Consider the following 19,631-nt stretch of genomic DNA (forward strand, 5'->3'; position numbering starts at 1 on the left):
CTGGCCGTGGGCGATAGATTTTCATCGAAGGCGCGCTCAGGCACCAAGGCGCCACCGCATGCCACGGCGGGTTTATAAGGGACGAAGCGGCGACATGTCACCCCGAAAATGCTTTGCCGGAGACCGGGAGTCCTGTCGCGGTTCAACGGGGCATGAAGCCGGTGCGCAGCGCATAGGCCCATTCCGGCCGTCCCGCCTGCTCGGCCTGGCGCGCCGCCGCCTCATGGTCGTAGTCGACGGCAACCGTCTCGAAACGGTCGGGATTGCCCGCTTCGCCCAGTGTAACGATACCGTAGCGTGCATGGGGCGAACCCTGTTCGGACACATGCGCCGGTGGCGTTGAATCGTCATAGGCCGGGCAGCCGATGCTGCCCGGATTGAAGATGACGGGACCGCCGGGCAAGCGGATCAATTCGCTGCGATGGCTGTGGCCGCACAGCACGATGCGGTAAATAGGGTCGAGATTTCCAAGCCGCCGCTGGATGGTGGCGATGGGCGCGCGTACCAGATGGCCATCGACCACCGCGTCGGTCAGGTATTTCTCATCGTGCTCGGGACGGGCGTGGAAGGCGATGACGCCAGGCGCGATCTCCAGCGTCAGCGGCTGGGCGAACAGGGCTTCGCGCTGCGCCTCTGTCAGCCGCTCCTGCGCGTAGCGGTCGGAAGGCCACATCTCGTCGTCGGCCGGGTCGGCGGCGACACGGCGGTCGTGGTTGCCACGCACCGTCGGCAGGGCGAGCGCTTCCAGACGCGCAAACGTCTCGCGTGGCCAGAGCGGGCCGGAGACGCTGTCGCCGAGATTGACGGTGAGGTCGGTGCCGCCGCGCTGCTTCAGGTCGCGCAGCACGGCTTCCAGCGCCAGTACATTGCCGTGGATATCAGCGAGAACGGCAATGCGCATGGAAGGCTCCTTGTCTTGAGTGGCTGAGCCTCGAACCGCGAAATGGCCGACGTTGCCCCCTTCTTTCGTAGCAAGGCCTTGAGATTTGTCGAGGGTGGGTATAGATAGGATACAATTAGTTAGTATGCTATCTATTATGTTGCTACCGATGACCACTGCCACACAGAGATTTGAGATCCTCGAGGAGACCGCGCGTGTCAGCCGCAAGATCCGCACCCTGTTCGACGCCAGGGTGCGCGAGCGCGGGCTGACGCTGGCGCGGGCCCGCACGCTGTTGCGCATCGCGCGTTGCGAGGCGGCCAATCAAAAGGAACTCGCCGACGAACTCGAGATCGAGACGGCAACGCTGGTGCGCATCATCGACGGGCTGGAGACACAAGGCCTGATCGAGCGGCACGAGGTCGAGGGCGACCGCCGCGCCAAGCAGGTCGTGCTGACCAGGGAAGGCGAGGCGCTGGCTGATGTCGTCGAACTCGTGGCTGCGCAGGTCGGCAGGGAAGTGCTGGCGGGCATCCCCAAGCACGAGCTTCGGTCGGCGCACGGCAGCCTGCGCAAGATGGCTGTCAACATCGAGAGCGCGGCCGGCCGTTTCGCCGAACTCGAGCCGGTGATTGGAAAATAGCGGTGTCAACCTTCGACACATCCGATCCCGAGGCGGTGCGGCGTCGTCGCGCCGCCAAACGCGCAACGGGCGACAACGACAATCGCGATGCGCCGGTTATTGTTGAAGAGCCGAAGGCCGATGTGGCGGAAGCGGGCGAGCCCCTCCAACCAACCCGCCAGCGCAGGCGCCGCCCCTGGCAGACACCGGTTGAACCGCCGGCCTCGCTGCCGGCACCGGCGCCCTATGTGCCCCGGCATCCGTTCGTGGCGCTCTGTTATGCCGCGACCTCGGTGATGATCGCCATCACCTATGGTCTGGGGCTGAATTTCGTCAATGCCAACCTTCTCCAGGTGTCCGGTGAATTCTCCGCCACCACCAACGAGGCGGTGTGGCTGACGGCAGCCTATATGGCGCCCAATGTCAGCCTGTCGCTGCTGCTGGTGAAGATCCGGGCGCAGTATGGCCTGAGGCAATTCGCCGAGCTCGCCATCGTCATCTTCATCGTCGTCAACGGGCTGCACCTGTTCACCCACGACCTCGGCACGGCGATCGTCGCCCGCTTCTTCGCTGGCGTTGCGGCGGCACCGATGTCGACGCTGAGCCTCCTCTATATCCTCGAATGTTTCCCGCCGGAACGGAAGATGACCATCGGCATGCCGATGGCCATGATCAATATCGGGCTGGGCTCGCCGATCGCCCGGCTGATCTCGCCGGCCCTGCTCGATCTCGGCGGCTGGCAGCCGATCTATCTGCTGGAAGTCGGCCTGGCGCTGATCAGCCTGGCGTTGATCTACACGCTGCCGCTGACCTCACCGCCCAAGGTCAAGGTGCTCGGCTTCATGGATGTCGTCAGCTACCTCTTCCTCGCCGTCGGCTTCGGCACGCTGGCCATCGTGCTGTCGGTCGGCCGCTACTATTGGTGGCTGGAGGCCCCGTGGCTGGGCTGGCTGCTGGTTGCCTCCATCGTCTGCCTCGTCACTGTGGCGGTGATCGAGCTCAACCGAAAATATCCGCTGCTCGACATCAAGTGGCTGTCGTCGCCGGAGATCCTGCATTTCGCCGGCGTGCTGCTGATGTTCCGCGTGTTGATGACCGAGCAGTCGAGTGGCATCAGCGGCTTCTTCCAGCAGGCCGGCCTGCTCAACGACCAGCAGACGACGCTCTATGCGATCATCCTCTGCGCCACCATCGCCGGCGGCGTTGCCTGCGCGGCGGTGCTGAAGCCGGGGCGGGAGCCGGCGATCCATGTCGTCGCGCTCTGCCTGATGGCGATCGGCGCCTTCATGGATTCGCGGCTGACCAGCCAGACGCGGCCCGAGCAGATGTATGTCAGCCAGGCGCTGATCGCGGTGGCGAGCTCCCTGTTCCTGGCGCCGGCCCTGGCGATGGGTTTCGTCAACGCGCTGAAGAAGGGCATGAACTACATGCTGAGCTTCGTCGTCGTCTTCCTGTTCACGCAGAGCATTGGCGGCCTGATCGGCTCGGCGATCTTCGGCACGCTCGTCATCCTGCGCGAAAAATTCCATTCGGCTGGTATCGTCGAGCATCTGGCGATGACCAATCCGGCGGTCGCCCAGCGAATTTCGCAGCTCGGTGGCGCCTATTCGCATGTGCTGACCGATCCGGTGCTGCGCCAGGCGGAAGGCGTCGCGCTGCTCGCCCAGCAGGCGACGCAGGAAGCCTATGCGCGCGCCTATGGCGACGTGTTCCTCTTGATCGCCATCGCCTCGGCCTTCGCCGTCGCGGTGCTCGTGCTGCGGATGGCATGGCGCCAGCTCGGCACTCTCCTGCGTTCCGCAGCAGTGGCGGCGTGACCAGAAATTCGGTGTAAAGTCAGATGTCCAAGATCCTCAAATCCTTCTCCACCTATCTTGCCCTTGCCGCCGGCATCGTCGGCGTGCTGGTCGTCCTCTATGCGTGGCAGCTGCCGCCCTTCGAGAGCAGCATCGAGCAGACCGACAATGCCTATGTGCGCGGCAACGTCACCATGCTCAGTCCGCAGGTGGCCGGCTATGTGGCTGAGGTGCCGGTGACCGATTATGCCGATGTGAAGAAGGGCGATCTGATCGTGCGCATCGACGACAAGCCCTATGCCCAGAAACTGGAGCAGGCGCGCGCCACGTTGGCCAGCAAGAGTGCGGCGCTGTCGGCCTCCGACCAGGCCGAGGCGGCCAGCCGCGCGCAGATCACGCTGGCCGAGGCCGGCATCGCCAGCGCCAAGGCGGCCGATGATCTGGCGCGCGCCAATCTCAGGCGCGGCGAGCAACTGATCGCCAAGGGATTTTCGACGCAAAGCGATGTCGACGTGGTGCGCAATGCCGTCAGCCAGTCGGATGCCGCCATGCGCGAGGCCGATGCCAGGCTCGAAGTCGCCAGGCAAGCGCTTGCCCAGACGCTGGTCAGCCGCCAATCCCTGCATGCCGATGTCGACCAGGCACAGGCTGCGGTGCGGTTGGCCGAGATCGACTTGGCGAACACGCGTATCGTGGCGCCGGAAGACGGCACGCTGGGCACCGTCGGCGCCTCGTTCGGCGCCTACGTCACGGCCGGTTCGCAACTCACCAGCCTGGTGCCGGAGCGCAAATGGGTGATCGCCAATTTCAAGGAGACGCAGGTCGCGCTGCTCAAGGTCGGCCAGCCTGCCAGCTTCCGCGTCGATGCGCTGAACCGCGCCGAGATACGCGGCCACATCACACGGTTCTCGCCGGCGGCCGGATCGGAATTCGCCGTCATCAAGGCCGACAATTCGAGCGGCAATTTCACCAAGGTGGCGCAGCGCATCCCCGTGCGCATCGAGATCGACGAAGGCCAGGACCTCGCTGCGATGCTGGCTCCCGGCATGTCGGTGATCGTCAGCGTCGACACGGATGCCGCGCCGAGCAGGCTGTAGCCATATTAGTCAGGGCATCAGCGGTTTCGGAGGGGCGGGAATTCAGGCAGGGATTTCGATGTCGTGTCCGCCGACCGCCGGCAGCGCCGGATCATCGCCGGCTGCCGCGATAACGCTGTCGAGCAGGCCCGGGAAGCGGGCGTCGAGATCGGCGCGGCGCAGCGTGATCATCCGGTTTGTACCGACCACTTCGGCGCGGGTGACGCCGGCCTCGCGCAATTTGGCCAGGTGATAGCTCAGATTGGTCTTTGAGCCGAGATCGAGGAACTGGCTGCAGTTCAGCGGCACGCCTTCCTTGCTGGCGAGATAGCGCACGATGGCGAGCCGCGTCGGGTCGCCGAGCACGCCAAGCACGATCGGCAGGCTGATCTGGTCCGTATTGGGGTGGGGCAAGGTCATGCCTGGAAACTAAGCACAGTTCGAGCCGATTTCAACGCATCTGTCCTGCTGTGGGCGTGCACACTGTTTCTCCCGTTTGGTGATTGCCGACCGACCGTGGCGACCGCCCGTGCTGACACAGGGCTGTCAGGAGGGTTCAGCTATTTTCCCCTGGCTTCATTGACATCATGCCCTGCTATGTCCAATTGTTCAATAACTTTTGAACTAAGGACACCCGCAATGGACAAGCGCCTCTTCTGGCTTGCGCTCGGATCGTTCACGATCTCGACCGAAGGCTTCGTCATCTCCAGCCTGCTGCCCGACATCGCCAGGGATGCCGGCATCTCCATTCCTCTGGCCGGCACGCTGATCACCGCCTTTGCGCTCGCCTATGCCGTGGGTACGCCCATCCTGGCGACGCTGACCGGCGAATGGGACCGGCGCCGCGTCATCCTGTGGACGCTGGTGTTCTTCGTCGTCGGCAACGTTGTCGCCGCCATGAGTTCTTCCTTCGAAGTGCTGTTGATCGCACGCATCATCATGGCGCTGTCATCCGGCCTGTTCGCCGCGACCGCGCAGGGCACAGCCGTGGCACTCGTCGATGATCATCACCGCGCCCGCGCCATTGCCGTCGTGGTCGGCGGCACCACGGTGGCCGTGGCCGTCGGCGCGCCGATCGGGGCGCTGGTCGCGGCCTTTGCCGGCTGGCGCGGCACCTTCTATGCCATCGCTGGCCTTGGCGCGCTGGCTGGCGCTATCCTCTGGTACCGGCTGCCGCGTGGCATCGTCGGCACCAAGCTGCCGCTGAAGCGCAGGCTGGCGGCCGCCATGCGTCCGGGCGTTATGCCGATCCTTTTCACGACATTGCTGGCGCTGACCGGCGCCTTCACCGTCTTTGCCTATGTCGCGCCGCTGGCCATCGAGGGCGGCGGGCTGAGCGAGATCGCACTGCCCGGCATGCTCTTGGCCTTCGGCGTCGGCGCGGTCATCGGCAATATTGCCGGCGGCCAGGCAGCCGACCGTTTCGGCGCCACCCGCACGGTCGGCTGGTCGCTGGCGCTGAGCGCCACCATGCTGGTCATGCTGTCGGTCATCCCGACATTCCTGCCGCAGCATATCGCCGGCCCGGCGCTGATGGCGATGATGGTGCCGTGGGGCATCGTCGGCTGGGCGTTCCCGCCGGCGCAAGCCAGCCGCATCATCAAGCTGGCACCTGATGCGGCCCCCATCGTGCTGTCGCTCAACGGCTCGGCGCTTTATCTCGGCGTGGCGCTGGGCGCGGTGGTCGGCGGTGGCGTGCTGCGCTACGGCCTACCGGCCGACCTTGGCCTGATCGCCGCCGCTTTCCCGTTGATCGGGCTCGGCATCGTGCTGGCCGGGCGGATGCTGGCCAGGCCCGTCGCCATGCCTGCCGAATAGGCTCTGTATGTAACGCCGGCCTGACGCTTCAGGGCGTGGTCGGCAGGTCGAAATCCAGCGCGGCGATATCATCGAGCACCGCGCGCAACCTTGCCGCCTTTTCCTTGCCCACCACGTCCTCGAAACGCTGTTGAGCGACGTGCCACAGCTTCATCGCTTCCTCGAGCTTGGCTAGGCCTTGCGGCGTCAGCCGCACCCGCTTGATGCGGCGGTCGGTCGGGTCGGCGAAGGTCTCGACATAGCCGTCGCGGATCAAAGGCTTCAGCGTGTGGCCAAGCGCCGACAGGTCCATGACCAGGGCCGCGGCAATGGCTGACATGGCCGGCTCGTCGCCGATATGGATCTGGTAGAGCAGGCCCTGCTGCGTGGCCTTGAGGCCCGACGGCGCCTGCACGTCATCATAGAACTGGCCGAGCTTGCGCGTCGCGCGCCGCAGCATGGCATAGTTGCAGGCCGTCAGGCCCGGCAGTGTGTCCTTCGACATGGTGGTTTCCTCGGACGTGGGCGACGCAACGTCCCCGCGGCCTCACAAATAATCTCTGATGCGATCATTGAAAAGATAGTGGCATATGCCCACTTCATCAACAGTGGCATATGCCACCAAATGAAATCAGTAGGCTTGGCTGCAAGGCGAGGGCGGTAGCTCAGGATGCCGGCAGCCAACGCCGAAGCGAAACGCATCAGTCGAAAAAGGAACAGGACAATGAGTGAACAGGGCAACAAGGGCACGGCGGTCGTCACCGGTGCTTCATCGGGCATCGGTGCTGTTTATGCGGACCGATTGGCAGGGCAGGGCTATGACCTCGTGCTGGTGGCGCGGCGCGCCGGCCGGCTGCAGGAACTCGCCGAAAAGCTGCGCTATGCGTACAACCGCAAGGTCAGCGTGATCAGCGCCGATCTGTCTGACGATAGCGACGTGCGCCGCGTCGAGAAGGCGATCGCCTCGGACGACAGCGTGACGCTCTTGGTCAACAATGCCGGCCTTGGCGGCCAGCAGGTGGTGGCAACGGCTGATGCCGACGCGGCCGAGCGCATGATCAAGGTCAATGTCATCGCCTTGACCCGGCTGACCCGCGCCGTGCTGCCCGGACTTTTGGCGCGCAACCGTGGCGCCATCGTCAACATCGCGTCGGTGCTTGCCTATGAGACCTCATTCGGCGGCATTTACAGCGGCACCAAGGCCTATGTCGTCAACTTCACGGAGGCGCTGCAACGTGAAGTCGCGAATACCCGGGTGAAGGTGCAGGTGGTGCTGCCGGGCGCGACGCGGACCGATTTCTGGGAGCTTGCCGGCAGCGACATCGACAACCTGCCGAAGGAGATCATCATGACCGCCGACGACATGGTCGATGCCGCGCTTGTCGGCCTGGCGAGGGGTGAAGCCGTCACCGTGCCAGCGCTCGCCGACGCGGCCAAACTGGATGCTTTCCTGGGCGCCCGGCAGGCTTTTTACGGCAGCCTGCATGCAGACAAGCCGGCGGCACGCTTTGGGATTTGAAGCCACCTCTGTCCCCGCTCTGGCGCTACGCTATGCACACATCTTCCGTGACTGGCGTGACTGATCGGCCCGAGGCTTGATTGCCACGTGATTCCCCCAATCCGTCGCTGCTTCGCAGCGCCACCTTTCCCCCTCCGGAGGGAAAGGAAGGGAGCGCTGCTGGACGAGCGTTGACGGTAAAAAGCTTGGCGCCTTTCCTCTACCCCGTCGATCGGGGGAGAGGTGGCTCGGCGAAGCCGAGACGGAGTGGGGGTCGACCAGCGCAGCATAAGACAATGCATGCGCCAAGCTGCCACGCACGCTATCGCCAAAGACCAACCGCTTGAAAATGTGTGCATGCCGTAGCGCTTTGGCGGGGGCGAGGAACCCAGGTTCTGCAAGGCTGCGCCCCTACACCGTCCGCCACATCGGAATGATCGACGCAGCCAGAACCAACGCCAGCACGATGTTGAGCGCGCGCCATTGCCATTCGGTCTTGAGCAGCCGCGCCAGCACCATGCCGGCGACGCACCAGAGGGACAGCGAGACGGCGGCGGTGAGGCCGAAGGTCGAGCCGAGTAGCAGGGCCAGCTGCCCCGGCCCGTCGGCGAGTGCCGCGAAGGAGGCGGCAGCACCCAGTCCCATCGCCCAGCCCTTGGGGTTCATCCACTGGATGCCGGCGCCGCCGAAGAAACTGTTGGGCTTGGCCATCGTCACATCGAGATTGGGTGGCCCGGCGCGGCCGATCTTGAGCGCTAGCCACAGGAGATAGAGCGAGCCGGCGATCTTCATGGCGAGCTGTAGTGACGGCATGGCCAGAAGCAGCCCGGCAAGCCCGGCGGCCGCCGCGCCGGTCACAGTGGCGAGGCCTGCGGCGCTGCCAATCATCAGCGGGACCGATCGTCGAAAGCCGAACTGCGCGCCCGAAGCGGTGGACAAGGTCGTGGCGATGCCGGGTGTGGCGGTAGCCACAAAGGCAAACAAGATGAGCGGGAGGATGGGATGGAGCATGGGAGGCCCTTTGTCGAAGGCCCCATGGTAAACCCGGGCTGACATCCGTAAATGCAATGTTTGCGATGGTTAGCATTAGTGTTTATAATGCAACCATGATCCGAAATCTCGACATGGCGCTGATCCGAACCTTCGTGGCGGTCGCCGACAAGGCCAGCATGACGGCGGCTGCCAATGCGCTGCATCTGACGCAGGGCGCGGTCAGCCAGCAGGTCAAGCGGCTGGAGGAGACGCTCGGCTCCAGCCTGTTCGAGCGCGACCGGCGCGGCCTGAGGCTGACGCGCGCCGGCGAGCAGCTGTTCGGCAGGGCCAAGCGCCTGCTTGGCCTCAATGACGAGATCTGGGCCGAGATGGCGGGCGCCGTGGTGGCCGGACGGGTGAGACTCGGCGTGCCCTACGACCTTGTCGGCACCGTGCTGGCGCCGGTGCTGAAGGCCTATGCCAATGCCTATCCTCAGGTCGAGATTTCTCTGGTCTGCGCCTCGTCGCCGGAACTGACCGCGGCATTGGCGGCGGGCACCATAGACCTTGCCGTGATCGAGGAGCGGGTCGGCTCAACGGAGGGCGAATGCCTGGCCATCGACCGGCTGGTCTGGGTCGGCGCCAAGGGTGGCGTTGCGCGCGCCAAGCGGCCGCTGCCGGTGTCGATGGTGGCGGATACTTGCGCGTTTCGCCCGGCGGTGCTGATGGCGCTGAACGAGCACGGGCTGGAATGGCGCACGGTGTTCGAGAACGGCAATATCGACGCGACGACGGCGACGGTGCGTTCGGACCTCGCCGTCACCACCTGGCTGGCCTCGGCCGTGCCTGGCGATCTCGACATTCTCTCGGATCCGGCGCTGCCGGCCCTGCCGAATTTTGCGATCAACCTGCATCTGCCGGGGCATGACGTCGGGTCGGCGGCGCGGGAGTTCGCGCGGTATATTCGAGATGGCTTGGCGCGGTCGCGCCAGGCGGCTTGAGCGGCCTTGCGGAACCCAGGTCCTGAAAAGCTACTTCAAGTTCTTCCGCCGTTCGACCTCCGCATCCGACAGCGTCTCCGGCGCAAACGACCCAACCTTGATCTCGCCCGAGCGCTCATACGTCGTCATGATGACGCCGGTGCTGGACGCCTGCGAGCGGGTGAGCTTGAAGGCGGCGGGCATTGTTCCCTGACCGAACAGCCGCTTGCCCTTGCCCAGCACCAGCGGGAAGATCAGCAGGCTGATCTCGTCGATCAGATCGTGGGTGAGCAAGGTCTGGATCAGTTCGCTCGACCCCTGGAGCAGCAGGTCCGGGCCGTCCTCTGTTTTCAGCTTGCGCAGTGTCGCCACGACATCGAACCCGAGCGACTGGCTGTTCTGCCAGGACAGTGAATCGGGCCGGTGCGTCGCCACATATTTGGTGACGGCGTTGAAGCTCTCGGCGATCGGGTCGTCCTTCTGGTGCGGCCAATGCGCCGCGAAGATGTCGTAGGTGTTGCGGCCGAGCAGCAGCGCATAGGGTTTCGAGAACGTCTCGCCCATGAACGCGCCCATCGCGTCGTCCCAGTAGTGAAACGTCCAGCCGCCGAACTTGAAACCGCCGGCCGGATCCTCTTCCGGACCGCCCGGCGCCTGCATGACGCCGTCGAGGCTGACGAATGTCGCGGCAATGATCTTTCTCATGGGATGCTCCCTGTTTTCCTATCCGCACCGTCTGGGCCGGACTTCGGTCCAAGGACGGACGGGCAGCTACCTGCCCGACATGGGCCGCGAAATTCCTGGCGCCCTTTTCGTGACCAAGGCTTTCAGCGTCAATCTCTGGACCGGGCATCGAGCCCACGCGATGAGAACCAGATGTCGTCGAAAATGGCGGTGGCTGTACGGTCCGGGGGCTTGTCGGCGATCAACTGGAGCGAGCGGCTGCGCGCGGCCTGCTGGCGGCTGGGAATCTTCGCCGTGGGGCCTGCCACGGACGCGCCGCTGCACGGAATGAACCACGAACCCATGAACGGATCGCAAGCAAAACCATTGGCGGTGCGGGTCACCAGCACGGCGAAGGCGACGCGCTCGGCCGGACGCCACGGGAAGACCAGGCGTCCGCCGGGATTGAGCGCCTTCAGCCATTGCACGGGCGGCACTGCCACGCCGGCATTGACGTAGATGATGTCCGACGGCGGCAGGTTCGTCTTGACCGCATCTCCCTGGACAACCGTCACATTGCCGTAGGATTCCAGGTTCTTGCGCGCCCGGGCGGCAAGGTCGGCCTCCAGTTCGAAGGCGGTGACAGCGCCGGGCGAAGCCAGCCGCGCCAGCAGCGCTGTGTAATAGCCCGTGCCGGCGCCGATGTGGGTGACAGTCTCGCCGGGCCTGGGAGCCAGCCTGCCGATCCACATGGCGTGCAGGAACGGCTCGCCATTGTTGATGCCCTTGTCGGCATCGAGTGCCACCAGCACGTTCTGGTAGACATGGACGGGATCGGCACTTGGCGTTGTGATCTTGCCCTTGCCGGCGATGACCGTCCATGGTCCGGGACCAAGGAAGGCCTCGCGCGGCACCTCGGCGAAGACCGCCTCCAGGCGCGGATCGGCCGAGCCGGCATTGGCGGCCATCAACCGCGCATAGAATTTCCGGGCATCCTCGATCTTGCTCATGGCGGAAGAAGATAGCGCGCGGATTGCCGGTTTGTCCTCCTGTTTGGGAGGGATCGATGAACATGCGCGCTGGAAAATTGGCGACAGGCGCGCAACGATGAATACGGGCGCTGACCAGGTCAATTGAAGACCGAAACATCACCCAAACGGGGTGAGGGGAATTGAAAATCACAGTGTTGGATCGTCCGTCCGGACGACCGCTTTCGCGGAGGTCATCCGGGCGCACCCGGGATCGGCCGCGCACTGCTTAGCAGCAATGCCAGATCCGCCTGACGGTCAGTGCCGGTCTTTGCCATGACGGCCTTGAGCTGCGTCCTGATCGTTTCCCGCGACAGGCTGGTCTGGGCAGCCATTGCCTCGACCGACATACCGCTGGCGATACCTCGTGCGATGCGCGCTTCAGCTGTTGTCAGGTCGAAGAGCCCGGTCAGCAACTCGGCCAATGGTGCTTCCGGCGGGACGATGGGTGTGACCGCGAGAAGGGCCGCCGAGCGCGTGAAGATATCGTGGGCGGCCCGCCTGATGGGGACGACATGGGCTACCAGGGCAGGCAAGCCGTGGTCTCCCGGGATCGGTATCGATCGCACGGCAGTCGCGTCCAGTCCGGCAAGCGCGGAGGAAAGCAGGCGGTCAGCCTTGCGATCCGCGAGCGAGACCCGGTCGAAGGCCCCGAAGAGGATGCGAGGTGACAGGGCCTCGAACATGCCGTTGATCGAAACCACGCGACCCTCGGCGGTCACGCTTGCGGCCGGAAGCCCGATCACCTGCATCGCTTCCGTGGCCGCGCTCGCGGCCTTGAGGCCAAGCCGCTGCGAGATCAGCGAGGCTCTGGCAAAGTCGGACCAGTATCTGTCCAGCCGGCTCGTTTCCCTCCGGCTGAGAGGACCTTCAGCCATGAGCTTTGCCGAATCGAAGACGATCGTATCGCCGGTCGGAGACAACACGGCCGTTCCCGCCGTGGAGCCGAATCCGTGCGGGCGCAGGAATTGCGTGTAGATCGGATCCTGATCCATCTCTTCTTGCGTGGCGACATCCACGTCGGGAACAAATCTGTGCGGATGAAGCTGCAGACCCCGGCGCGGCCGGACATTGGGATAGCGCTGGCCGCTGTCGATATAGTCCTGGTACGCGGGCTGATAGGCGTCGGTGACGATACTTCTGATGCCGCCGCTGGTATCGATGGTCAGCAGCGCTCCGGCTCGCACGCCGATGACACCGCACAGGCGCTCCAGGACCTCTTTCCAGAGTTCCGGCACCACCGCTGCCTCGTAGAGATGATCCACGATACCCAGCTCAGAAGTCACAGGCAGTCCCACCCAGAATCCGGTTACCTCGCCTCGGATACATCCCAGTCATGTTAGCTTATCCTTGTGGGAGGTTATGGCAACCTCCAAGGCATCGCCGCGAGTGTTGTTCCAAGCGCTGGCCGGCTTGCCGGTGTGAACCCTCAGCCGATCCCGAACAGCGTGTCGTAGAGCAGCTTGAAATTGAGCACCAGGATGACGGCGGCGACAACCCAGGCCAGGACAGCCACGCCGCGCGGAATGGCGAAGGTGCCCATCTTCTTCTTGTCCGACACGAAATGCACCAGCGGGATCACCGCGAAGGGCAGTTGCATGGACAGGACCACCTGGCTGAAGATCAGAAGCTGGCTGGTTCCCTTCTCGCCATAGAGGGCGGTGACGACCACCACCGGGACGATGGCGATGCCGCGCGTCAGAAGGCGGCGCGCCCAGTTGGGGATGCGCAGGCGTAGGAAGCCTTCCATGATGATCTGCCCGGCCAGCGTCGCCGTCACCGTCGAGTTCAGGCCGGACGCGAGCAGTGCCACGGCGAACAGGACCGAGGCGATGCCGAGGCCCAGAAGCGGCGACAGGAGCTTGAAGGCGTCTTCAATCTCGGCGACGTCCTGATGGCCGGTGTTATGGAACGCCACCGCCGACACGATCAGGATGGCGGCATTGACGAACAGGGCCAGCATCAGGGCGATGGTCGAGTCGGCCGTCGCCCATTTGATGGCGTCGCGCTTGCCGGCATCGGTGCGTTCATAGGCGCGGGTCTGCACGATGGAGGAGTGCAGGTAGAGATTGTGCGGCATCACCGTCGCGCCGATGATGCCGATGGCTATGTAGAGCATCGCCGGGTTGGTGACGATCTCCGACGACGGCACGAACATGGCGTGCAGGATTGTGCCGGCCGGTGGTGCGGCGACGAAGATCTGGATGGCGAAGCAACCGAAGATGATGATCAGGAGCGCGACGACGAAGGCTTCGAGATAGCGAAAACCCTTGTTCATCAACAGGAGCACCAGGAAGGCGTCGAGCGCCGTCAGCACCGCGCCGCCGACCAGCGGAATGCCGAACAGGAGCTGCAGGGCGATGGCCGTGCCGATGACCTCGGCAAGGTCGCAGGCGATGATGGCCAGTTCGCAGGCGATCCACAGCACGAAATTGACGGGGCGGGGATAGTAGGCGCGGCAAGCCTGGGCGAGATCACGGCCGGTGGCGATGCCAAGACGGGCCGACAATGCCTGCAGCAGGATCGCCATCAGGTTCGACAGCATGATGATGAACAGCAGCGTGTAGCCGAACTGGGCGCCGCCGGCGAGGTCGGTCGCCCAGTTGCCTGGGTCCATGTAGCCGACCGAGACCAGGTAGCCCGGCCCCATGAAGGCGAACAGGCGGCGGAACCAGGCGCCCGACGTCGGCACCGCGATCGAAGCATTGACCTCGCGCAGGCTGGGCTGGTCGTCCTCCTCAGGCCGGGCAAACTGCCATGCGGGCCGAGGAGCGGTGGTGGCTTCTGTCTCTGACATGAAAAAATGCTTTCCGCGCGATTGGTCGATGCTCCCTCCAACCTATGTCGCGGCTCAACATTATGCAATATGCTATATTTCATTGTCTATGCTTTTTTGCTGACTGCATGGGCACTGTCGCGTGGGCAATCGAAGCGCTGGTTGCGCCTGTCGCCGAATGCAAATAAACGGCCTGAACAAGTTAGAGTGCGTGCCTGCCGCCCGTGCTATGAATGCACCATCGATTTGAATCCGAGAAAGCCCTGGGGAGGAGCGCGTATTGGCGCTGAAGAACAGACCAGTCCCGCGCGAGCCGCTGCCTGACGCCGACGTTCATTCGGAGGGATTCCGGCAGACGCGCGAAGCGCGCCGCAGTGCGCTTGTCGAGGATTATGTCGAGCTGATCGCTGATCTGATCGAGGACGGCAACGAGGCGCGCCAGGTCGATATCGCCGCAAGGCTGGGCGTCGCCCAGCCCACGGTCGCCAAGATGCTGACGCGGCTATGCGCCGACGGGCTGGTGTCCAGGAAACCCTATCGCGGCGTGTTCCTGACTGAGGCCGGCCGCAAGGTTGCGGAGGAGAGCCGCATCCGCCACCAGACCGTGGAAGCCTTCCTGCGTTCGCTCGGCGTCAGCGCCGAGACGGCTCGCATCGACGCCGAGGGCATCGAGCACCACGTCAGTGCCGAGACGCTGGAAGCGTTCCGCAAGGCGATGACGGCGCGCTGACCGCCGCTGCGCCTCCGTTCCCAATCAGCCGAAACGGAACCGCCGTACCGGCTATGCGTTGGGCCTCATGCCGCGCGATGGAGCGAGGCCAAGGAGGATATCATGGGCGTTGAACAGGCACCGACCGCGAAGGGCAAGCAAGCCGCCAAGGGGCTGAAGCAGGCAGCGGCAAGGGACGAACGCAAGACCGAGGCCGAGACCGGTCGCCCGTTGAGGAAGGGCGCCGATCGTTTCGAGGAACGCTCCAAGAGCTCGGACGGCAAGAGTGCCGGCGCCAAGCAGAAAGACTAAGGCTCGTCAGCGGTTCTCGGCGTAAGCCACCTGCCGGGTCGACATCACGGTACGCTCGCTCAGCGACGACACCAGCACATCGCGGCGGCCATGGCCGGGCACCAACTGCACCACCTTGTAATCCCTGGCCTTCAGGTCGGCGAGCAGTTGCGGTAGCATCTGCGCGGTGCGCGGGTGGATGTCGTGCATCAGGATGATGCCGGAGCCGCGCTGCTCGATGCGCTTCAAGGTGCGCTGGCGGACCTGCTCGGGTGTCGACTGGAAGTAATCCTTGGAATCGATGTCGGCGTCGATGACGACGATGCCGCGCGCCGCGAGTTGATGGCGCAGCGTGGCGGTGGACGCCAGATAGGGGAAGCGGAAGAACGGCGCCAGGCGCGACATCGACGGCACCAGGGCCGCCTCGACGCTCTTGATGCCGCCATCGATCTGGGCGTCGGCGGCAGCAACGTTCAGCTGCGCCAGATTGGCGTGGCTCTGCGTGTGCGTGCCGATGGTGTGGCCGTGGGCGGCGACTTCGCGCACGATGGCCGGATGGGCGCGGGCCATGCTTCCGACCATCATGAAGGTGGCCTTGACGCCGGCATTGTCGAGCGCGCGCAGGATGTTTTCGGTGCGGCCCGGCATTGGGCCGTCATCGAAGGTCAGCACCACTTCGTGGCTGCGCAGCTTGAGGTCGGCGATGCTGTTGACCGTGACGGTGCGGCCGGCAAGGCCGCCAAAGCTATGAGGAGGAAAGAGCCCGCCCGTGCCTGGCACCTCCGGTTCCGCCGCATAGGCGAGCTTGGTTGTGTCGGAGGCGGTCGCCGATTTCGTCGTCGCGCAGCCGGAGGCCAGTGCGCCCAGAGCAACAACACCCAACACCTGCGCCAGCAGGCGCCCGGACACAAAAGCCATGGCGGAAATATCTCCTTGAATCGCCTACGCTTTTATTCCGGCTATGGTTAATGAAAGTTTACCCGGCGCCTTGACAGCGAGACCCGGCACGGATCGCTCCATCTTCCGCAAGCGTCTGCATATAGGCGAGTCCAACCGCGCTACCTGGGCGACTGAAACAGCGAAAAATACTGTGACTCGGCGCAACCATTGGGATAATTATCAGTTGGGTCGGACGGGCCGTGCCGGACCGTCCGGGAAATTCGCATCGCGAGGAGTTGCCATGCTCTGGAGAGGCCGTCGTCAAAGTGACAATGTCGAGGACGACCGCAGCGACAGCGGTGGTGGCGGCGGGGCAGGCCCCGGCTTCCAACTTCCGATCGGCGGCAGCGCCGGCGGCGGCATGTCTCTTTCGAGCATCATCATCCTTGCCGTTATCGCCCTGATCGCGTGGGGTGTCTTCGGCATCAATCCACTGACGCTGCTGAACGGTGGCGACATCAGCGGCGGCGGCGGGCAGGTGACCAGCAACAGCCCGCAGGGCAACGGCGTGGGTGCGCCGGCCTCCGACGAGATGAAGCAGTTCGTCTCCACGGTGCTGGCCGATACCGAGGATACCTGGACCGGCATCTTCAAGTCCCAAGGGTTGACCTATGAAAATCCGAAGCTGGTGCTGTTCAGCGGCCAGATCCGCTCGGCCTGCGGTTCCGCCAGTTCGGCGGCAGGACCATTCTATTGCCCCAACGATCGCAAGGTCTATCTCGACATGACCTTCTTCCAGCAACTGGACCAGCAGTTCGGTGCGTCCGGCGAATTTGCCCGGGCCTATGTCATCGCGCATGAGGTCGGTCATCACGTGCAGAACCTCACCGGCATCCTGCCCAAATTCAACAAGATGCGGCAGGGGATGAGCGAAGCCGATTCCAACCAGATGTCTGTGCGGATAGAGCTTCAGGCCGACTGCTTTGCCGGCATCTGGGCGCATTTCACCGGGCAGAAGGGCATTCTCGAGGCGGGCGACATGGAAAGCGCGCTGAACGCGGCCAAGCAGATCGGCGACGACACGCTGCAGAAGCGGGCGCAGGGCTACGTCGTGCCGGAAAGCTTCAACCATGGCACGTCGGCACAGCGGCAGACCTGGCTGGCGCGCGGCTACAAGAGCGGCAAGCTCACGGATTGCGATACGTTCAACAATCCGATCTGAGCATCAGGCAGCGTCATCGAACGGCAGGCATTGCCTGCCGTCAGTGGCTGTCAGGATCAGGATATCCTGACCGTTCCCTTATTGTTCTGGAAAGCAAGCTCGCCTATAAGTTGCCTCCCACTGTCCGGGGCGACTTTGAGGAGCCGACGCCGTCATGATCGATCCCAAGACCGCCAGGCGTGGGCTTGCGCTCGTCTTCACCACGCTGCTGCTCGACGTCATCGGCTTCGGCATGATCATGCCGGTGCTGCCGGCCTACCTGCAGGAGCTGACTGGCGTCGGCGTCAGCGGCGCGGCGATCGAAGGCGGCTGGTTGCTCTTCGTCTATGCGGCGATGCAGTTCTTCTTCGCACCGATCATGGGCGGCTTGAGCGACCGGTTCGGACGGCGGCCGATCCTGCTCGCCTCGGTGCTGACCTTCTCCATCGACAACTTGATCTGCGCGATCGCCTGGTCCTATCCGATGCTGTTCATCGGGCGTGTGCTCGCTGGCATTTCCGGCGCCAGCTATTCCACGACGTCCGCCTTCATCGCCGACATTTCGAACGATGAGAACCGGGCGAAGAATTTCGGCCTGCTTGGCATCGCCTTTGGCGTCGGCTTCGTCATCGGCCCGGTGCTGGGCGGGCTGCTCGGCACGTTCGGACCGCGCGTGCCGTTCTATTTTGCCGCCGGGCTTGCCTTCGTCAATTTCCTGATCGCACTGTTCCTGCTGCCGGAAACGCTTGATGAGAAGCACCGTCGCCGCTTCGAGTGGAAGCGTGCGAACCCGGTCGGAACGCTCCTCCAGATGCGCCAGTATCAGGGCATCGGCTGGATCGGGCTTGTCTTCTTCCTGATGACGCTCGGCCACATGATGTATCCAGCGGTGTGGTCGTTCGTCGCCAATTACCGCTATGGCTGGAACCAGCAGCAGATCGGCTTTTCGCTCGGCGCCTTCGGCCTGTGCGGGGCGATCGTCATGGGCACGGTGCTGCCGCGTGCGATCCCCAGGTTTGGCGAGTGGAAGACGGCGGCAATCGGGCTGGCCTTCACGGCGGCCAGCGCCTTCGGCTACGCCTTCGCGTCGCAAGGCTGGATGGTTTACGCCGTGATCGTCGTCGGCTGCCTGGAAGCGCTCGCCGATCCGCCACTCAGGAGCCTCGCCGCGGCCAAGGTACCACCTTCGGCACAAGGCGAACTGCAGGGGGCGATGACCTCGATCTTCTCGATCACCTCGATCATCACGCCGCTGCTTTATACGGCGATCTTTTCCTGGTTCACCGGGCCGAAGGCGCCGGTGACCTTTGGCGGCGCGCCCTATCTGGTCGGCGCGTTTTTCCTGGTTCTGGCGCTCATCGTCTTCGTCACGAAAGTGGTAAGGCCGGCGGTGCGCGAAAACGTCACGACGGGCGTAGCGGAAGACGGAGCACGGATATGACCTATGACAGCCGCATTGCCCTGACCGAGGACGGGTTGTCGCTGTCGCGGCTGGTCTTTGGCGCCTGGCGCCTGCTCGACGGCCCTGTTCGCCCGGATGCCGATGCGGTCGCGCGGCTGATCGGCATCGCCGTCGATCTCGGCCTGACCAGCTTCGATCATGCCGACATCTACGGAAACTACGAGGTGGAGGCTGCCTTCGGCGCCGGGCTGGCGCGTTGGGCAGGCAAGCGCGAGGACATCGAACTGATCTCGAAATGCGACATCATGCTGGAATCGCCGAACAGGACGGGCAACCGGCTGAAGCATTACGACACCAGTGCGGCCCATATCATCGCCTCGGTGGAGCGCTCGCTGGCCAATCTGCGCACCGACTATCTCGACCTGCTCCTGTTGCACCGGCCGGACCCGCTGATGGATGCCGACGAGACGGCGGCAGCGCTTGCCGGGCTGGTCAAGGCCGGCAAGGTGAGGGCGCTCGGCGTCTCCAATTTCACGCCGTCGCAGTTCGATCTCCTGGCCTCGCGGCTGCCGTTTTCATTGGCCACCAACCAGATCGAGATGTCGGTGCTGAAGACCACGGCCCTGACCGACGGCAGCCTCGACCACGCGCAGCGCCTGTCCTACGCGCCGATGATCTGGTCGCCGCTGGGCGGCGGTTCGCTGTTCACTGGCCAGGAGGGAAGGGAGGCGCGAGTGCGTGCGGCACTTGCGGCGGTGGCTGCCGAAATCGGCGCTGGCGAGCTCGCCACCGTCGCCATCGCCTGGCTGCTGCGCCATCCGGCACAGCTGGTGCCGGTGCTGGGTTCGATGAAGCCGGAACGGCTGGCAGCCATGGTCAAGGCATTGGACGTCCGCCTCGACCGCCAGCAATGGTTCGCCATCCTGGAGGCGAGCGAGGGGCGCTCGGTGGCGTAAGACCGGGATTGCGATGCGAGATTGTGAGCGTTTGCGCCAACGTGCAAGAAGGGCGCGCCGAGGTGCGGCCAGTTCTCCTTCTCCCCGTCACTATACGGGGAGAAG

General features: G+C 64.4%; 20 protein-coding genes. 11 read left to right on the forward strand and 9 right to left on the reverse strand.

Annotation, left to right across the window (positions count from 1 at the left end):
• Positions 1 to 142: 142 nt before the first annotated feature.
• Positions 143 to 901, reverse strand: a complete 759-nt coding sequence (locus tag ABVQ20_RS27785; protein ID WP_354462851.1) for a metallophosphoesterase family protein — start codon at positions 899 to 901, stop codon at positions 143 to 145.
• A gap of 148 nt (positions 902 to 1,049) precedes the next feature.
• Between ABVQ20_RS27785 and ABVQ20_RS27790 the strand changes: the two genes are divergently transcribed.
• Genes ABVQ20_RS27790 through ABVQ20_RS27800 form a run of 3 tightly spaced genes read left to right on the forward strand, consistent with a single transcriptional unit; the run spans position 1,050 to position 4,395 of the window.
• The gene (locus tag ABVQ20_RS27790) at positions 1,050 to 1,523 is read left to right on the forward strand and encodes a MarR family winged helix-turn-helix transcriptional regulator (protein WP_354462852.1); all 474 of its coding nucleotides are present in this window, start codon (positions 1,050 to 1,052) and stop codon (positions 1,521 to 1,523) included.
• A 2-nt stretch (positions 1,524 to 1,525) separates the two neighbouring features.
• Positions 1,526 to 3,319, forward strand: a complete 1,794-nt coding sequence (locus ABVQ20_RS27795) for an MFS transporter (RefSeq protein WP_354462854.1) — start codon at positions 1,526 to 1,528, stop codon at positions 3,317 to 3,319.
• Between the two features lie 23 nt (positions 3,320 to 3,342).
• On the forward strand, positions 3,343 to 4,395 hold the full coding sequence (locus ABVQ20_RS27800; RefSeq protein WP_354462855.1) for an HlyD family secretion protein: 1,053 nt from the start codon (positions 3,343 to 3,345) through the stop codon (positions 4,393 to 4,395).
• Between the two features lie 42 nt (positions 4,396 to 4,437).
• Here the strand turns inward: ABVQ20_RS27800 and ABVQ20_RS27805 are convergent, their stop codons facing one another.
• Entirely contained in the window at positions 4,438 to 4,794 is a 357-nt protein-coding gene (locus ABVQ20_RS27805) for an ArsR/SmtB family transcription factor (RefSeq protein ID WP_354462856.1), read from the reverse strand.
• Between the two features lie 219 nt (positions 4,795 to 5,013).
• Between ABVQ20_RS27805 and ABVQ20_RS27810 the strand changes: the two genes are divergently transcribed.
• Entirely contained in the window at positions 5,014 to 6,192 is a 1,179-nt protein-coding gene (locus ABVQ20_RS27810) for an MFS transporter (protein WP_354462858.1), read from the forward strand.
• A gap of 28 nt (positions 6,193 to 6,220) precedes the next feature.
• On the opposite strand, the gene ABVQ20_RS27815 is transcribed toward ABVQ20_RS27810, so the two are convergent.
• Positions 6,221 to 6,676, reverse strand: a complete 456-nt coding sequence (locus ABVQ20_RS27815) for a MarR family winged helix-turn-helix transcriptional regulator (RefSeq protein ID WP_354462859.1) — start codon at positions 6,674 to 6,676, stop codon at positions 6,221 to 6,223.
• Positions 6,677 to 6,895: 219 nt separating this feature from the next.
• Between ABVQ20_RS27815 and ABVQ20_RS27820 the strand changes: the two genes are divergently transcribed.
• On the forward strand, positions 6,896 to 7,690 hold the full coding sequence (locus tag ABVQ20_RS27820) for an SDR family NAD(P)-dependent oxidoreductase (RefSeq protein WP_354462860.1): 795 nt from the start codon (positions 6,896 to 6,898) through the stop codon (positions 7,688 to 7,690).
• A gap of 390 nt (positions 7,691 to 8,080) precedes the next feature.
• On the opposite strand, the gene ABVQ20_RS27825 is transcribed toward ABVQ20_RS27820, so the two are convergent.
• Complete coding sequence (locus tag ABVQ20_RS27825; RefSeq protein WP_354462862.1) at positions 8,081 to 8,680, reverse strand: LysE family translocator; 600 nt, start codon at positions 8,678 to 8,680, stop codon at positions 8,081 to 8,083.
• Between the two features lie 95 nt (positions 8,681 to 8,775).
• On the opposite strand from ABVQ20_RS27825, the gene ABVQ20_RS27830 reads away from it, so the two are divergent.
• The gene (locus ABVQ20_RS27830; RefSeq protein ID WP_354462863.1) at positions 8,776 to 9,642 is read left to right on the forward strand and encodes a LysR family transcriptional regulator; all 867 of its coding nucleotides are present in this window, start codon (positions 8,776 to 8,778) and stop codon (positions 9,640 to 9,642) included.
• A gap of 30 nt (positions 9,643 to 9,672) precedes the next feature.
• On the opposite strand, the gene ABVQ20_RS27835 is transcribed toward ABVQ20_RS27830, so the two are convergent.
• The 4 genes from ABVQ20_RS27835 to ABVQ20_RS27850 form a co-directional block, all read right to left on the reverse strand.
• A complete protein-coding gene (locus ABVQ20_RS27835; RefSeq protein ID WP_354462864.1) occupies positions 9,673 to 10,326 on the reverse strand; it encodes a dihydrofolate reductase family protein in 654 nt (217 codons plus the stop codon).
• A 128-nt stretch (positions 10,327 to 10,454) separates the two neighbouring features.
• Positions 10,455 to 11,294 (reverse strand): protein-L-isoaspartate O-methyltransferase family protein, encoded by an 840-nt coding sequence (locus ABVQ20_RS27840; RefSeq protein ID WP_354462865.1) that lies wholly within the window; start codon positions 11,292 to 11,294, stop codon positions 10,455 to 10,457.
• 212 nt (positions 11,295 to 11,506) lie between these two features.
• Positions 11,507 to 12,598, reverse strand: a complete 1,092-nt coding sequence (locus ABVQ20_RS27845; protein ID WP_354462866.1) for a helix-turn-helix transcriptional regulator — start codon at positions 12,596 to 12,598, stop codon at positions 11,507 to 11,509.
• 143 nt (positions 12,599 to 12,741) lie between these two features.
• The gene (locus ABVQ20_RS27850; protein WP_354462867.1) at positions 12,742 to 14,109 is read right to left on the reverse strand and encodes an Nramp family divalent metal transporter; all 1,368 of its coding nucleotides are present in this window, start codon (positions 14,107 to 14,109) and stop codon (positions 12,742 to 12,744) included.
• Positions 14,110 to 14,368: 259 nt separating this feature from the next.
• Here ABVQ20_RS27850 and mntR point away from each other — a divergent pair, with 259 nt between their 5' ends.
• Together mntR and ABVQ20_RS27860 are read left to right on the forward strand one after the other, a co-directional pair.
• Entirely contained in the window at positions 14,369 to 14,818 is a 450-nt protein-coding gene (gene mntR, locus ABVQ20_RS27855) for a manganese-binding transcriptional regulator MntR (protein ID WP_354462868.1), read from the forward strand.
• Positions 14,819 to 14,920: 102 nt separating this feature from the next.
• Complete coding sequence (locus ABVQ20_RS27860) at positions 14,921 to 15,109, forward strand: hypothetical protein (RefSeq protein WP_354462869.1); 189 nt, start codon at positions 14,921 to 14,923, stop codon at positions 15,107 to 15,109.
• Between the two features lie 6 nt (positions 15,110 to 15,115).
• Here the strand turns inward: ABVQ20_RS27860 and ABVQ20_RS27865 are convergent, their stop codons facing one another.
• Positions 15,116 to 16,006 (reverse strand): polysaccharide deacetylase family protein, encoded by an 891-nt coding sequence (locus ABVQ20_RS27865; protein ID WP_354462870.1) that lies wholly within the window; start codon positions 16,004 to 16,006, stop codon positions 15,116 to 15,118.
• A gap of 262 nt (positions 16,007 to 16,268) precedes the next feature.
• On the opposite strand from ABVQ20_RS27865, the gene ypfJ reads away from it, so the two are divergent.
• From ypfJ to ABVQ20_RS27880, 3 genes are all read left to right on the forward strand, one after another.
• Positions 16,269 to 17,189, forward strand: coding sequence for a KPN_02809 family neutral zinc metallopeptidase (gene ypfJ, locus ABVQ20_RS27870; protein WP_354462871.1), 921 nt, complete (start codon positions 16,269 to 16,271; stop codon positions 17,187 to 17,189).
• A gap of 154 nt (positions 17,190 to 17,343) precedes the next feature.
• Positions 17,344 to 18,609, forward strand: coding sequence for a TCR/Tet family MFS transporter (locus ABVQ20_RS27875; protein WP_354462872.1), 1,266 nt, complete (start codon positions 17,344 to 17,346; stop codon positions 18,607 to 18,609).
• Positions 18,606 to 19,526: an aldo/keto reductase gene (locus ABVQ20_RS27880; RefSeq protein ID WP_354462873.1), complete on the forward strand. Its 921-nt coding sequence runs from the start codon at positions 18,606 to 18,608 to the stop codon at positions 19,524 to 19,526. The genes ABVQ20_RS27875 and ABVQ20_RS27880 overlap by 4 nt, the downstream gene beginning before the upstream one ends.
• Positions 19,527 to 19,631 lie beyond the last annotated feature (105 nt).

The sequence above is a fragment of the Mesorhizobium shangrilense genome, from assembly GCF_040537815.1.
Classification (GTDB): domain Bacteria; phylum Pseudomonadota; class Alphaproteobacteria; order Rhizobiales; family Rhizobiaceae; genus Mesorhizobium; species Mesorhizobium shangrilense.

What these genes read in the sequence shown, in the direction of transcription:
- ABVQ20_RS27805 (WP_354462856.1), bottom strand. Translation starts at nt 4,794, where the DNA reads ATGACCTTGCCCCACCCCAATACGGACCAGATCAGCCTGCCGATCGTG.
- ABVQ20_RS27810 (WP_354462858.1), top strand. Translation starts at nt 5,014, where the DNA reads ATGGACAAGCGCCTCTTCTGGCTTGCGCTCGGATCGTTCACGATCTCG.
- ABVQ20_RS27830 (WP_354462863.1), top strand. Translation starts at nt 8,776, where the DNA reads ATGATCCGAAATCTCGACATGGCGCTGATCCGAACCTTCGTGGCGGTC.
- ABVQ20_RS27875 (WP_354462872.1), top strand. Translation starts at nt 17,344, where the DNA reads ATGATCGATCCCAAGACCGCCAGGCGTGGGCTTGCGCTCGTCTTCACC.
- ABVQ20_RS27835 (WP_354462864.1), bottom strand. Translation starts at nt 10,326, where the DNA reads ATGAGAAAGATCATTGCCGCGACATTCGTCAGCCTCGACGGCGTCATG.
- ypfJ (WP_354462871.1), top strand. Translation starts at nt 16,269, where the DNA reads ATGCTCTGGAGAGGCCGTCGTCAAAGTGACAATGTCGAGGACGACCGC.
- ABVQ20_RS27820 (WP_354462860.1), top strand. Translation starts at nt 6,896, where the DNA reads ATGAGTGAACAGGGCAACAAGGGCACGGCGGTCGTCACCGGTGCTTCA.
- ABVQ20_RS27880 (WP_354462873.1), top strand. Translation starts at nt 18,606, where the DNA reads ATGACCTATGACAGCCGCATTGCCCTGACCGAGGACGGGTTGTCGCTG.
- ABVQ20_RS27865 (WP_354462870.1), bottom strand. Translation starts at nt 16,006, where the DNA reads ATGGCTTTTGTGTCCGGGCGCCTGCTGGCGCAGGTGTTGGGTGTTGTT.
- ABVQ20_RS27860 (WP_354462869.1), top strand. Translation starts at nt 14,921, where the DNA reads ATGGGCGTTGAACAGGCACCGACCGCGAAGGGCAAGCAAGCCGCCAAG.
- ABVQ20_RS27800 (WP_354462855.1), top strand. Translation starts at nt 3,343, where the DNA reads ATGTCCAAGATCCTCAAATCCTTCTCCACCTATCTTGCCCTTGCCGCC.
- ABVQ20_RS27825 (WP_354462862.1), bottom strand. Translation starts at nt 8,680, where the DNA reads ATGCTCCATCCCATCCTCCCGCTCATCTTGTTTGCCTTTGTGGCTACC.
- ABVQ20_RS27790 (WP_354462852.1), top strand. Translation starts at nt 1,050, where the DNA reads ATGACCACTGCCACACAGAGATTTGAGATCCTCGAGGAGACCGCGCGT.
- ABVQ20_RS27840 (WP_354462865.1), bottom strand. Translation starts at nt 11,294, where the DNA reads ATGAGCAAGATCGAGGATGCCCGGAAATTCTATGCGCGGTTGATGGCC.
- ABVQ20_RS27785 (WP_354462851.1), bottom strand. Translation starts at nt 901, where the DNA reads ATGCGCATTGCCGTTCTCGCTGATATCCACGGCAATGTACTGGCGCTG.
- ABVQ20_RS27850 (WP_354462867.1), bottom strand. Translation starts at nt 14,109, where the DNA reads ATGTCAGAGACAGAAGCCACCACCGCTCCTCGGCCCGCATGGCAGTTT.
- ABVQ20_RS27815 (WP_354462859.1), bottom strand. Translation starts at nt 6,676, where the DNA reads ATGTCGAAGGACACACTGCCGGGCCTGACGGCCTGCAACTATGCCATG.